General features: G+C 71.9%; 10 protein-coding genes and 1 pseudogene. 1 reads left to right on the top strand and 10 read right to left on the bottom strand.

All coding sequences use genetic code 11. The features are described 5' to 3' along the window. Nucleotides 1–248: 248 nt before the first annotated feature. The 4 genes from AB0D49_RS13655 to AB0D49_RS13640 form a co-directional block, all read right to left on the bottom strand. Nucleotides 249–2,402, bottom strand: a complete 2,154-nt coding sequence (locus tag AB0D49_RS13655; protein WP_362755872.1) for a hypothetical protein — start codon at nucleotides 2,400–2,402, stop codon at nucleotides 249–251. Nucleotides 2,403–2,601: 199 nt separating this feature from the next. After that, on the bottom strand, nucleotides 2,602–3,012 hold the full coding sequence (locus AB0D49_RS13650; RefSeq protein ID WP_362755869.1) for a DUF6113 family protein: 411 nt from the start codon (nucleotides 3,010–3,012) through the stop codon (nucleotides 2,602–2,604). Continuing rightward, nucleotides 3,009–3,866: an N-acetyl-1-D-myo-inositol-2-amino-2-deoxy-alpha-D-glucopyranoside deacetylase gene (mshB, locus tag AB0D49_RS13645; protein WP_362755866.1), complete on the bottom strand. Its 858-nt coding sequence runs from the start codon at nucleotides 3,864–3,866 to the stop codon at nucleotides 3,009–3,011. Before mshB ends, AB0D49_RS13650 begins: the two co-directional genes overlap by 4 nt. 19 nt (nucleotides 3,867–3,885) lie before the next feature. Continuing rightward, nucleotides 3,886–4,080: a hypothetical protein gene (locus AB0D49_RS13640; RefSeq protein WP_355748187.1), complete on the bottom strand. Its 195-nt coding sequence runs from the start codon at nucleotides 4,078–4,080 to the stop codon at nucleotides 3,886–3,888. Between the two features lie 190 nt (nucleotides 4,081–4,270). On the opposite strand from AB0D49_RS13640, the gene AB0D49_RS13635 reads away from it, so the two are divergent. Then, nucleotides 4,271–6,418 (top strand): alpha/beta fold hydrolase, encoded by a 2,148-nt coding sequence (locus AB0D49_RS13635; protein WP_362755862.1) that lies wholly within the window; start codon nucleotides 4,271–4,273, stop codon nucleotides 6,416–6,418. A gap of 136 nt (nucleotides 6,419–6,554) precedes the next feature. Here AB0D49_RS13635 and AB0D49_RS13630 read toward each other — a convergent pair whose 3' ends face one another. The 6 genes and pseudogenes from AB0D49_RS13630 to AB0D49_RS13605 all read right to left on the bottom strand — a co-directional run. Beyond that, nucleotides 6,555–7,640 carry a dipeptide ABC transporter ATP-binding protein gene (locus tag AB0D49_RS13630; protein WP_362755859.1) on the bottom strand — a complete coding sequence of 362 codons (1,086 nt, stop codon included), beginning with the start codon at nucleotides 7,638–7,640 and terminating at the stop codon, nucleotides 6,555–6,557. Continuing rightward, nucleotides 7,624–8,607, bottom strand: coding sequence for an ABC transporter ATP-binding protein (locus AB0D49_RS13625; RefSeq protein WP_362755856.1), 984 nt, complete (start codon nucleotides 8,605–8,607; stop codon nucleotides 7,624–7,626). Before AB0D49_RS13625 ends, AB0D49_RS13630 begins: the two co-directional genes overlap by 17 nt. 6 nt (nucleotides 8,608–8,613) lie before the next feature. Further along, entirely contained in the window at nucleotides 8,614–9,624 is a 1,011-nt protein-coding gene (locus tag AB0D49_RS13620; protein WP_362755853.1) for an ABC transporter permease, read from the bottom strand. Continuing rightward, nucleotides 9,617–10,540: an ABC transporter permease gene (locus AB0D49_RS13615; protein ID WP_362755850.1), complete on the bottom strand. Its 924-nt coding sequence runs from the start codon at nucleotides 10,538–10,540 to the stop codon at nucleotides 9,617–9,619. The genes AB0D49_RS13620 and AB0D49_RS13615 overlap by 8 nt, the downstream gene beginning before the upstream one ends. A gap of 6 nt (nucleotides 10,541–10,546) precedes the next feature. Beyond that, the gene (locus AB0D49_RS13610; RefSeq protein WP_362755847.1) at nucleotides 10,547–12,175 is read right to left on the bottom strand and encodes an ABC transporter substrate-binding protein; all 1,629 of its coding nucleotides are present in this window, start codon (nucleotides 12,173–12,175) and stop codon (nucleotides 10,547–10,549) included. Between the two features lie 307 nt (nucleotides 12,176–12,482). Then, nucleotides 12,483–12,570 (bottom strand): annotated as a pseudogene (locus tag AB0D49_RS13605) (16S rRNA (cytidine(1402)-2'-O)-methyltransferase); the annotation flags it as partial.

Raw genomic sequence — 12,570 nt, 5'->3', positions numbered from 1 at the left:
GTTCCCCGCGCCCCTAAAAGCCGGCCCCGCGTGTCGCCTGCAAGTCGTGAGACCGTGCTCCTTCAGGAGCCGTCACAGGGCGCTCCCCCAGCGATCCACCACAGGGCACCCCCCCGTAAGCCTCCGAGAGGCGCTCCCCCGTGAGCCCCAAACGGTGCTCAGCCGGTAAGCCTTCAGGGGGTTCGGCCCGAGCAAGCGTCAGGGGGCGCCGGTTACTTTTCCGGTGCCCCCCGTTGCTCGGGCCGGCTCTAGCTCGGGTTGGTTTCGATGGTGGCGACTCTGTTGTCCGGGCTCTTCAGGGCCGGGCGTAGGGCGCTGATCACGTCCTGGACGGTTACCGGGGTCTTCTCGCCGGTGCCGCGGGTGATCAGGACGCCGTCGAAGGTGCTGCCGTACAGCTCCTGGAGGGCGGCCTCGTCGTAGGAGTCGACCAGTTTGCCGTCGACGGCCTTGACCTGGAGGAATTTCCAGAGGCTGTTCTCGGGGCTGAAGTCGATGGAGTGGCCGGCGTCGGTGCGGACGGTGATCAGGTCCGACATCGCCGGTTCGGCGAACTCCTTCATCATGCGGTCGACCTCGGCGTCGGTGACCGTCGGCTGGACCGTGGTGGTCGGCAGCGGGAGCGGGGTCGCCGTGCCCGTCTCGACCTGGGTGCGGTACGCCTGCTCGACGGCGTCGGCGGCCTGGTCGGTGTCGACGCCCTTGCCGGTCTTGCCGTACACCGCGACGGCCTTGCCGGACTCGAACCTGATCGTGCCGTCGCCGGCGCCCGTCGCGCCGCCCGCCGCGTCCGCGAGGGCGGAGAGCAGCTTCTCCTCGTCCACCGGCATGACCGGTTCGACGATCCGCTTCTCGCCGAAGAGGGAGCCGATCACGGAGACCGGGTTGTAGTCGCTCCCCGCGGCGGCGGCGACCGTGGCGTCCGCGTCGAACTGGAGGCCCGCCTGGTCCGGCGGGAGCGAGACGGTCTCGCCGTCGACGGTCAGCTTCAGCGGGGCCGCGGTGCGCTTGCCGAGCGCCGCGTCCAGCTTCTTGACGGCGTCGTCGCGGGTGCCGCCGCCGATGTCGACGCCGAGCACGGTGGTGCCCTTGGGGACGTCGGAGTGGTTCATGAGGAGCCCGGCGCCGTAGGCGACGCCCGCGATGACGACGACTCCGCCGACCAGCAGCACCAGCTTGCTGCGGCCCTTCTTCTTGCGGGGCGCGGCGGCGGGCGCGCTCTGCTGCGGGGCGGGTTCGGTGCGCCGCGGCGGGCTCTGCGGGCCGTCGGGGCGGTTGCCTCCCGGCGCGGGGGCGGGGGTCGTGCGGTCGGTGGCCGGGACGACCGGGATGCCGCTGGTGAGGGTGTCCCCGGAGACGTTCTCCGGGGGCGCGTAGATGCCGCCGGGGGGTTCGGGGACCTGCACCTGCGGGGTGAGGATCGCGGTGTCGTCGCTGAGGCCGCCGCCGGGGGCCATGGAGACGCCGTGGGCGGCCATGGCGGTGGTGCCGTGGGGCGGCGGCGGGGCGAGGTGGCCGTCGCCGGTGACCGGGCCGCCGGTGGGGCCCGCGGGACCCTGGGGGCCGCCGTAGCCGTGCGGGCCGCCCTGGCCGTTCTGGCCGCCCGAGCCGCCGGGCGCGCCCGGGACTCCGGGGACGCCGGGGACCGCGGGGGTCTGGGGGTGGGCGTAGTCGCCCTGCGGGTAGCCGTTCTCCGGGGCGTAGGGGCCCTCGTCGCGGCGGCTGCCGTTGCCGGGGCGCTGGCCGGCGGTGAGCGCCTCGGTCACGTCGAAGGAGCCGGTGCCGCCGCCGTGGCCGGGGGCCACCGGGCCGCCGGTCGCGCCGCCGGGCAGACCGGTGCCCGTGCCGGGGCGGGCCGCGCCGGGACGGGGGGCGGACGCCGGGCGGGTGCCCGGTGCCGCGGCGGCCGTGGGCGTACCGGTCGGCGGGGTGGTGCCCGAACCGGTGGCCGGGGCGCCGCCGTTGGCGGTGGAGCCGGTGCGGGGGCCGGGCGCCGGCTGGCCGGGCTTGCGGGGCGCGAACCAGTCGCTGGTCTTGTCCCCCGCCGGGGCGCCGGGCGCGGCCGGAACGCCGGGCGCTCCGGGTGCGCCGGATGCCGTGGCGTCCGGGGGGCCAGGGGTCGGTGGCGGCTCGGCGGCGGTGCGGTCGCCGTCCCCTTCGCCGTCGGCGACGGGGGTGCGCACCACGACCGGCGGGATCGGCCGGGACCCGGGGATGTTGATCCGGACCCGGGTCGTCAGTGTGGTCTCGGTCTTGCGTTCCTCCGGCTGCGCGGCCGAACGGCCCGCGTCCGCACCGCCGTCGGTGGCCGCCGGCGTGCCGTACGGCGGCGTGCCCGAGGGGTATGCGGTGCCGCCGTGCCCGGTGGGCCCGGAGGACGGACTGTCAGTTTCACGACTCAAGGCAGGTTCTCCCGGTTGGCTCCGCCGCCCGTTGCGACCTCACTCTGCTTGGGGGTCCCCCCGGGGCCCGAACCGAGTCGAGCGGATGGGGAGGATCGGCGGCGCGCACCACCATACTGGCCACTTGACACACGCATCCCCGGACCTCTGAGGAAACCCACACGGGACTCGCACGCGCCGGGGGCGCGGAAGTGGTACGTCACTTGCCAAGTCGGGCAGAGGGACCGTCCGGTTGCCGTCCCGGGCCAAGGGTGGCGCAGATCACAGCCACGGCCATCCCGCCGAGCAGGAAGAGATACGAGCCCACGCCCGCCGCGAACACGAAGTCCCCTTCGGGGCGGTTGGTGGTGAGCAGGACGACACAGAGCATCCAGCCCGCCGCGACGGCCACGGCTCCGCCCCGGGCGCCGGTGGCGCGGGCCCCGCCGAGGATCGCCCCGGCCGATCCGGCGAGCGCCAGCAGCAGCCCGCCCGGGAACCAGGCGCCTTCCACCAGCGCGCCCGCGATCCCGGTGAGCAGTCCGAGCGCGAACAGGCCCAGATGGGCGGCGATCCGGCCGGGGGAGGGGCGGCGCATCGGCTGGGCGAGCAGGGAGCCGCGCTCGCTCATGGGGTGCCTCCGATCCCGGCGAACAGATCGCGCTCCACGCCGGGCGCGCGCTCCCCGCGCGCCAATTCGTAGGACTCGGTGGTGAACAGGGGCTGGACGAGGTCGTTCGAGAGGACGAAGTACGGGGGCAGGACGGTGATCTGGGTGGCGTGCGCGGCCATCGCGGTGGCCTTCGCGGTGGCGAACGCGGTGCCGTCGACCGTGGTGGTGATCCGGTCGTCGTCGATCACACCGGGGACGTCCCCGAGGCTGCCCGCCTCGGCGTAGGGCAGGGCGGGGAGGTCGGTGGCGAGCCGGGCGAAGGCGGCTTCGGCGGCGGTGCGCGGGACGCGGTTCCAGAAGATCCGGTCGATGCCGATGCCCTCGGCGGCGGCGAGTTCGGCGGCGCGCATGGCGACCCGGTGGGCCTGGATGTGGTCGGGGTGGCCGTAGCCGCCGTCCGGGTCGTAGGTGATGAGGACCTGGGGGCGGGTCTCGCGGATCACGTCCAGGAGGAGGCCGGCCGCCTGGTCGACGTCGGCCTGCCAGAAGCAGTCCGGGTCGGTGTTGTCGGGCAGGCCCATCATCCCGGAGTCGGTGTAGCGGCCGGGGCCGCCGAGCTGGCGGACGTCGCGCACGCCGAGGGCGCTCATGGCGGCGGTCAGTTCGCCGAGCCGGTGCGCGCCAAGGGCGGCACCGGACAGCTGCGCCAGCTCCGGCGGGATGACCTCGCCACGCTCGCCGAGCGTGCAGGTGACCAGCGTCACCCGCACGCCCTGGGCGGCGTACGCGGCCATGGTCGCGCCGTTGTTGATCGACTCGTCGTCCGGATGCGCGTGCACCAGCAGCAGACGACGGGCGGGGTGGTCCGTCATGGCCCCCAGCGTACGGGGGTCAGAAGTTGATGCTGCCGATCATCCCCGCGATGTTGCTCGTCAGCTCGCTGATCGTGGGCGCGATCGTCGAGGACGAGAGATAGAAGCCCAGCAACATACAGACCACCGCGTGTCCCGCTTTGAGCCCGGACTTCTTGATCAGCAGGAAGACGATGATCGCCAGCAGCACCACCGCCGAGATCGAGAGTGCCATGGCGGCTCACCTCCAAGCAGAGCGGGCGGACTTGCCCATCCGTACAGACCTGTCATCCATCAGACGCGTAAATCCATGCAGGAGCCAGCAGGTTCATACCCACACAGCGCTAGTGATCATAACTATCCGTGCGCGCGCATCTGTCGGCGCACAGCCGCACAAGGGGGCGCATGGCCAATATCGTCAGGGCATGACGACCGAGCCCGAGTCCTTCCCCCGCCGCCACGCCCGCACCCAGCGATTCACGCTCGGCGCGCCGCGTTCCTTCACCGTCGCCCCGGACGGGTCGCGTGTCGCGTTTCTGCGCGCGCGGGCCGGTGCCGAGCGGGCGGGCGCCCTGTGGGTGCTCGATCTGCCGGGCGGCGGGGAGCGCGTGGCCGCCGATCCCGCGGTGCTGCTCGGCGGCGGCGGGGAGCGATTGTCGCCCGAGGAACGGGCCCGCCGGGAGCGGTCCCGGGAGGGCGGTGCCGGGATCGTCGGCTATGCCACGGACGCGGCCGTGGAGCTGGCCGCGTTCGCGCTGTCGGGGCGGCTGTTCACGGCGGAGCTGCGCGCCGGGACCACGCGTGAGCTGCCGGTTCCCGGTCCGGTGATCGATCCGCGGCCGTCGCCCGACGGGCGGCACATCGCGTATGTGGCGGCGGGCGCGCTACGGGTGGTGGGGGCGGAGGGGGACGGCGACCGGGCGCTCGCCGAGCCCGACGCGCCGGGCGTGACGCAGGGGCTCGCGGAGTTCGTGGCGGCCGAGGAGATGGACCGCGCGCGGGGCTTCTGGTGGTCTCCCCGGTCGGACCGGCTGCTCGTGGCGCGGGTGGACGACACGCCGGTGCGGCGCTGGTGGATCGCCGATCCCGCACAGCCGGAACGTGATCCACAACACGTCCCTTATCCGGCGGCGGGGACGCCCAACGCCGAGGTGCGGCTGTTCGTGACGGACCTCGGCGGGATCCGTACGGAGGTGGTCTGGGACCGGGCGCGGTATCCGTATCTGGCGCGTGTGCACTGGTCAGACGCGGGGGCGCCGCTGCTTCTCGTACAGGCGCGCGATCAGCGCGGTCAGTTGTATCTGGCGGTTGACCCGGACACCGGGGCGACCCGGATGGTCCATGCCGACGAAGATCCGATTTGGCTTGATCTTTTCGCTGGGGTGCCGTGCTGGTCGCCCTCGGGGCAACTGGTGCGGATCGCCGACGAGGGCGGGGCGCGGGTCCTGGCGGTGGGTGAACGGCCGTTGACCGGGCCGCAGTTGCAGGTGCGCGCGGTGCTCGACGTCGGGGCCTCGGACGTGCTGGTCACGGCGTCGGCGGGCGAGGAGGCGAGCGCGCCGGAGATCGGCGAGACGCATGTCTACCGGGTGAACGAACTCGGCGTGGCGCGGATCTCCGGGGAGCCCGGCGTGCACTCGGCGGTCCGGAGTGGCGCGGTGACGGTGCTGGTCTCTGCGGTGCTGGACCGGCCGGGGTCGGTGGCGCGAGTGCTGCGGGACGGGGAGGAGGTGGCGGTTGTCCGGTCGTACGCAGAGAGTCCCGGTTTCTCCCCTCGGGTAAGCCTGGTCGAGGGGGGCGCACGGCGTGTCCCGTGCGCCGTGCTTATGCCGCGGGACTACCCCGGTGACACTCCCCTGCCGGTGCTGCTCGATCCGTACGGCGGTCCGCACGGGGGCCGGGTGGTCGCCGCGCACCACGCGCATCTCACCTCGCAGTGGTTCGCCGATCAGGGGTTCGCCGTGGTCGTGGCGGACGGGCGGGGCACCCCGGGGCGCTCCCCGGCCTGGGAGAAGGCGGTGCACGGCGACTTCACGGTCACCCTGGACGACCAGATCGAGGCGCTCCAGGATCTGGCGAAGACTCATCCACTCGATCTCAGCCAGGTGGCCATTCGTGGCTGGTCCTATGGGGGATATCTGGCCGCGCTGGCCGTTCTGCGCCGCCCGGACGTCTTCCACGCGGCCGTCGCGGGCGCCCCAGTGACGGACTGGCGGCTGTACGACACCCACTACACCGAGCGGTACCTCGGCGACCCGGGCGCGGACGCGGCGGCCTACGCGCACAGCTCGCTGATCACCGACGAGGGGCTGTCGGACGCCGCGGAGGGTCCGCACCGGCCGCTGATGATCGTGCACGGGCTCGCCGACGACAACGTGGTCGTCGCCCACGCCCTGCGGCTGTCCTCGGCGCTGCTGGCCGCCGGACGTCCGCACGAGGTGCTGCCGCTGTCCGGAGTGACCCATATGACCCCGCAGGAGCAGGTCGCGGAGAATCTGCTGCTGCTCCAGGTCGACTTCCTGAAGCGCGCGCTGGGGACGGACCGGACCCCGGCGGCGGGCCCCAACGGGTAACGGGCCGGGGCGACATGGCTCGCCCCGGCCCGTTCACGGCACCCGCACGGCCGTACGTTCATCAGCGTCGCCCGTCCGTATATCGGAGGCGGGTCCGGGGAGTTGCTTGTTTGTTACTGCGACGCCGGGGCCCGTCTCAGGCGGGCGGGGGCTCCGGCGGGACGACCTGCTTCTCCTCCGCGAAGTGGCAGGCCGAGGCGTGCGCCGCGGGTCCCGGGAGCGCGCGGAAACGGACCGGTACGGCGAGCAGCGGGACCTCGTCGGCGCAGCGCCGCTCGGCCTTCCAGCAGCGGGTGCGGAACCGGCAGCCGGACGGGACGTTCGTCGGGGACGGCACGTCCCCCGCCAGGATGATCCGCTCGCGGTGCTCCCGGGCCCGCGGGTCGGGCACCGGGACGGCGGACAGCAGGGCCTGGGTGTACGGGTGGGTCGGGTGGTCGTAGATCTCGGCGTCGCGGCCGATCTCCACGATCCGGCCCAGGTACATCACCCCGACCCGGTCCGAGATGTGCCGGACGATCGACAGGTCGTGGGCGATGAAGAGGTACGACAGGTCGAACTCGCTCTGGAGCCGTTCCATCAGATTGACGACCTGTGCCTGGACGGAGACGTCGAGGGCGGAGACGGGTTCGTCGGCGACGATGATCTCCGGGCGCAGGGCGAGGCCCCGGGCGATGCCGATGCGCTGGCGCTGGCCGCCGGAGAACTGGTGCGGATAGCGGTTGATGTACTCGGGGTTGAGACCGACCACGTCCAGCAGTTCCCGGACCCGGCGGCGGCGGTCGCCCTTGGGGGCCACCTCGGGGTGGATGTCGTAGGGCTCGCCGATGATGTCGCCGACCGTCATCCGGGGGTTGAGGGAGGTGTAGGGGTCCTGGAAGACCATCTGGATGTTGCGGCGGACCGATTTCAGCGCGCGGCCGGACAGGCGGGTGATGTCCTCGCCCTTGTACCGGATGGTGCCGGCCGTCGGGCGTTCCAGGTTGACCAGCAGCTTGGCGACCGTGGACTTGCCGCAGCCGGACTCGCCGACGATCCCGAGGGTCTCGCCGCGGGCCAGGGTGAAGTCGACGCCGTCGACCGCCCGGACCGCGCCGACCTGCTTCTTGAAGAGGATGCCGGTGGTCAGCGGGTAGTGCTTGACCAGTCCGGCGACCTCCAGGACGGGTTCCGGGACGGGCGCGGTGACCGGTGTGGAGCGGGGCTCAGCGGCCTGTGCCATCGAGGCACTCCCTCCAGAAGTGGCAGGCGCTCGTCCGGTCCGCGGTGACGTCGTGCAGCGGGGGCACCTCGGTGCGGCAGATGTCCCGGGCGAGCGGGCAGCGGGGGTGGAAGGCGCAGCCGGACGGGATGGCCAGCAGGTTCGGCGGCAGGCCCTGGATGGCGTACAGCTCCTGGCCCTTCTGGTCCAGGCGGGGGATGGAGTCCAGCAGACCGCGGGTGTAGGGATGGGCCGGGGCGCGGTAGATGTCCTCGACGGGGGCCTGCTCGACGATCCGTCCGGCGTACATGACGGCGATCCGGTCGGCCACGTCGGCGACCACACCGAGGTCGTGGGTGATCAGGATGAGGCCCATGTCCAGCTCGCGCCGGAGTTCGGCGAGCAGCTCCATCACCTGGGCCTGGACGGTGACGTCGAGGGCGGTGGTGGGCTCGTCGGCGATGATCAGGGCGGGTTCCAGGGCCAGCGCCATCGCGATCATGATGCGCTGGCGCATCCCGCCGGAGAACTGGTGGGGGTACTGCCTGACCCGTTCCTTGGCGGCGGGGATACGGACCCGGTCCATCAGCTCCACGGCCCGGCCCCGGGCGTCCTTGCGGGACATGCCCCGGTGGACGGTGAACATCTCGCCGAGCTGGTCGCCGACGGAGAGCACCGGGTTGAGGGCGGACAGCGCGTCCTGGAAGATCATCGCCATCCGCGCGCCGCGCACCTTGCGCCGCTCGTCCTCCTTCAGCCGGAGCAGGTCGCGGCCCTGGAAGAGGATCTCGCCGCCGGTGATCCGGCCCGGCGGGCTGTCGAGGATGCCCATCACGGCCTGGGCGGTGACCGACTTCCCGGAGCCGGACTCGCCGAGCACGGCGAGGGTCTCCCCCGCGTCGACGCCGTAGCTGACTCCGTTGACGGCCTTGGCGACGCCGTCCCGGGTCGTGAACTCCACGTGCAGGTCCCGTACCTCGAGCAGCACGGCGGGTCACCTCAGCTTCGGGTCGAGGGCGTCGCGCACCGCGTCGCCGAGCATGATGAACGCCAGGACGGTCAGGGCGAGGGCGCCCGAGGGCCACAGCAGGGCGTGCGGGGCGTTGCGGATGTAGGGCGAGGCCGCGGAGATGTCGATGCCCCAGGACACGCTGGGCGGCTTCAGGCCGACGCCGAGGTAGGACAGGGTGGCCTCCAGGGCGATGTAGGTGCCGAGCGCGATGGTGGCGACCACGATCACCGGGGCGACCGCGTTGGGGGCGATGTGGCGCAGCAGGAGGCGGGAGGGGGAGGCGCCGAGGGCGCGGGCGGCCTGGACGTAGTCGTGCTGTTTGGTGGTGATGACCGAGCCGCGGGCGATCCGGGAGATCTGCGGCCAGCCGAGCAGCACCATGAACCCGATGACGGGCCAGATGGTGTTGGAGGTGACCACGGACAGCAGCACCAGACCGCCGAGGACGACCGGGATGGCGAAGAAGATGTCGGTGATCCGGGACAGCAGCCCGTCCCATCCGCCGCCGAAGAACCCGGCGAGCCCGCCGAGCACCGAGCCGAGCAGGGCGACGCCGAGGGTGGCGAGGACGCCGACGGCGACGGAGGTGCGGGCGCCGTAGACGGTCCGGGTGTAGACGTCGCAGCCCTGGCCGTCGAAGCCGAACGGGTGGCCGGGCTGGGAGCCCTCCTGGGCCTTGGCCAGATCGCACTGGAGGGGGTTGCCGGAGGCGATCAGGCTGGGCCACAGGGAGATCACCACCAGGAAGAGGATCACCAGGCCGGAGAGGAGGAAGACGGGGTTGCGGCGCAGGTCGTGCCAGGCGTCGGACCACAGGCTGCGGGCCCGGTCCTCGGGTCCTGGGCCGCCGCCGGGCGGTGCCTCCAGGGTCTCGCCCTCGCTGGTGGCCAGGTCCATGGTGCCGCCCATGCCGGTCGCCGCGATGGCCCCGTCCCCGGGGACGCGGCCACCGCCGCCCGGGGCGTACGGCTCCGGAGGCAGGGGCTCAGGCATAGCGGATCCTCGGGTCGAGAACGGCGTACAGCAGGTCGACCAGGAGGTTGGCGACCAGGAAGACCAGCACGAGCACGGTCACGAAGCCGACGACGGTCTGGGTGTTCTGGCGCAGGATGCCCTGGTAGAGCTGGTAGCCGACGCCATGGATGTTGAAGATCCGCTCGGTGACGATGGCGCCGCCCATCAGGGCGCCGATGTCGGTGCCGATGAAGGTGACGACCGGGATGAGGGAGTTGCGCAGCAGATGCCGGGTCACCACCCGGTGGCGGGGCAGGCCCTTGGCGACGGCGGTGCGGACGTAGTCGGAGCGGCGGTTCTCGGCGATGGAGGTGCGGGTCAGACGGGTGACATAGGCGAGGGAGACGGAGGCGAGGACCAGGCCGGGCACGATCAGTTCGCCGAAGGTGGCCGCCGGGGAGACCGAGGGCTTGATCCAGCCCCATTCGACCCCGAGCAGCAGCTGGAGCAGCAGACCGGTGACGAAGGTGGGGACGGAGATCACCACCAGGGTGAGCAGCAGCACGCCGCTGTCGACGGGGCGTCCGCGCTTCAGGCCGGTGATCACGCCGAGGGTGATGCCGATGACGATCTCGAAGAGGATCGCGACGATCGTGAGCCGGATGGTGACCGGGAAGGCGGAGGCCATCAGCTCGGTGACCGGCTGTCCGTTGAAGGCGGTGCCGAAGTCGCCGGTGAAGAGGTTGCCCATATAGGTCAGGTATTGCTGCCACACCGGCTTGTCGAGGCCGAACTCGGCGCGTAGCTGGGCGGCGGTCGCCGGGTCGCACTGCCGGTCGCCGCAGAGCCCCGCGATGGGGTCGCCCATCACATTGACCATCAGGAAGATGAGCAGCGTCGCCCCGATGAAGACCGGGATCATCTGGAGCAGCCGCCGGACGACATAGCGCCCCATGCCGGCTCAGCCCACCTTGATCTGGTCGTAGACCGGGACGCTGAACGGATTGAGCTTCACGTCCGAGAGCCGCTCGGAGTAGCCCGCGCTGCCGTTCTGGTACCAGAGCGGGATGGCCGCCATGTTGTCCCGTACGACGCCTTCCGCCTGCTGGAACAGCCCCACCGCCGTCGCGGTGTCCGACTCGGCGTTGGCCTGGTCGACCAGGCCGTCGAACTGCTGGTTGGACCACTTGCCGTCGTTGGAGGAGGCGTTGGTGTAGTACAGCGGCTGGAGGAAGTTCTGGATCAGCGGGTAGTCCATCTGCCAGCCCGCCCGGAAGGGGCCGCTCATCTTGCGTCCGGTGATCTGGTTGCGGAAGTCGGCGAAGGTGCCGACCGGGTTGGCGACACAGGCGCGGTCGTTGCCGAGGGCGTTGTTGATGGAGTTGCAGACGGCGTCCACCCACTGCTTGTGGGAGCCGGTGTCGGCGTTGTACGTGATGGTGACCCGGCCGCCCGGCAGCCCGCCGCCCTGCTCGATCAGCTTCTTCGCCGCGGCGGCGTCGTACTGGCACCACTCGCCGCACAGGCCCGCCTTGAAGCCGCCCTCGGCGCCGAGGACGGGTGAGGTCCAGTCGGTGGCGGGGGTGCGGGTCTGCTGGAAGATGGTCCGGGTGATCTGGTCCCGGTCGATGGCCCGGGACAGGCCCTTTCTGACCTTGTCCGAGTCCTTCTTGTTCCAGTCGCTGTCGTAGTACGGGAAGGCGAGGGTCTGGATGATGCCGGCCGGGGTGTTCAGATAGCGGTCGCCGAGGTCGCTCTTCACGTTCTTCAGCTGCGCGGCGGGGACGTCGTCGACGAGGTCCAGGTTGCCGGCCATGAGGTCGGTGTAGGCGGTGTTGTTGTCGGTGTAGACGCGGAGGTCGACACCGCCGTTGTGGGCCTTGTCGGCGCCGGGGTAGCCGTCCCAGGCGCGCAGCGCCATCTCGGAGCCCTTGGCGTAGTGGTCGACGGCGTACGGGCCGTTGCCGACCGGCTTGCTGAGCCAGCCCGCGTGGTCCGTGAAGAACGTCTGGGGCAGCGGGGCGAAGGCGGCGTAGCCGAGGGTGTCGGGGAACGTGGAGAACTTCTGGCCGAGCTTGACGGTGAAGGTGCGGTCGCCGGTGACCTTGAGGCCGGAGAGGGTGTCGGCGGTCTGGGCGCCGCCGTTCTCGGGGTGCGTCTTGTCGTAGCCCTCGATGTAGCCGAAGAAGTAGGCGTTGCGCTGGTTGTTCTTCAGGCTCGCCCCGTAGTTCCAGGCGTCCACGAAGGACGCGGCGGTGACCGGTTCGCCGTTGCTGAAGGTCCAGCCGTCCTTGACCGTGATGGTGTAGTTCTGGGAGTCGGTGGTCTCGATGCTCTGGGCGAGCATGTCCTTGGCCTCGCCGGTGTCCGGGTCGTAGCGCTTCAGCCCGCGGAAGATCATGTCGAGGACCTTGCCGCCCTGGACCTCGTTGGTGTTGGCGGGCTCCAGGGGGTTCTGGGGGTCGCCCCAGGAGGCGCTGAGTACGGCGCTGGTGTCTGTGCCGCCGCCGCCGTTGCCGCCGCAGGCTGTTGCCACGAGGGCGACTGCGGCGGCACCTGCGATGCACTTCGCGTGCGTGGGTCCACGCATGGAGCGGCCTCCTCGTCCGTACGCCGTGTCCAGCGTTGGGGTGCGCTGGGGTGTTACCGGACCATAGTCCGATATGTCTGGCGTTTTGCGCGGTTGTGGCGGGCCATTCGTGTGGCGGGGGGCGTGGGGGGGCTGGCCATGTGTTGCCGGGTGCGGGTCGGTGGGGGCTGGTCGCGCAGTTCCCCGCGCCCCTGGGGGGAGCCGGCCACGTCAGCTGCCAGAGGCGACCGGCGTTCAGGGGCGTCGGGTGCGGGGCCGTGGGGGCTGAGCGCGCAGTTCCCCGCGCCCCTGGGAGACGCGGCCAGGTCTCGAAGTAGACGAGGGTGCGACGCTCGGCGGCGACCTCGCGCAGCCGGGACAGCCGCTCCCCGCCCTTGCGCGGCAGGAACCCCTCG

Origin of the sequence: Streptomyces sp. NPDC048290, assembly GCF_040652095.1 — a bacterium.
Lineage (GTDB): Bacteria > Actinomycetota > Actinomycetes > Streptomycetales > Streptomycetaceae > Streptomyces.
Note: the sequence above shows the minus strand (reverse complement) of the source record. Positions and strands in the feature narration are given on the sequence as shown.

Bases quoted from the DNA above. Each gene is read 5' to 3' on its own strand.
- AB0D49_RS13650 (WP_362755869.1), bottom strand. From the start codon at position 3,012: ATGAGCGAGCGCGGCTCCCTGCTCGCCCAGCCGATGCGCCGCCCCTCC.
- mshB (WP_362755866.1), bottom strand. From the start codon at position 3,866: ATGACGGACCACCCCGCCCGTCGTCTGCTGCTGGTGCACGCGCATCCG.
- AB0D49_RS13640 (WP_355748187.1), bottom strand. From the start codon at position 4,080: ATGGCACTCTCGATCTCGGCGGTGGTGCTGCTGGCGATCATCGTCTTC.
- AB0D49_RS13635 (WP_362755862.1), top strand. From the start codon at position 4,271: ATGACGACCGAGCCCGAGTCCTTCCCCCGCCGCCACGCCCGCACCCAG.
- AB0D49_RS13630 (WP_362755859.1), bottom strand. From the start codon at position 7,640: ATGGCACAGGCCGCTGAGCCCCGCTCCACACCGGTCACCGCGCCCGTC.
- AB0D49_RS13620 (WP_362755853.1), bottom strand. From the start codon at position 9,624: ATGCCTGAGCCCCTGCCTCCGGAGCCGTACGCCCCGGGCGGCGGTGGC.
- AB0D49_RS13615 (WP_362755850.1), bottom strand. From the start codon at position 10,540: ATGGGGCGCTATGTCGTCCGGCGGCTGCTCCAGATGATCCCGGTCTTC.
- AB0D49_RS13610 (WP_362755847.1), bottom strand. From the start codon at position 12,175: ATGCGTGGACCCACGCACGCGAAGTGCATCGCAGGTGCCGCCGCAGTC.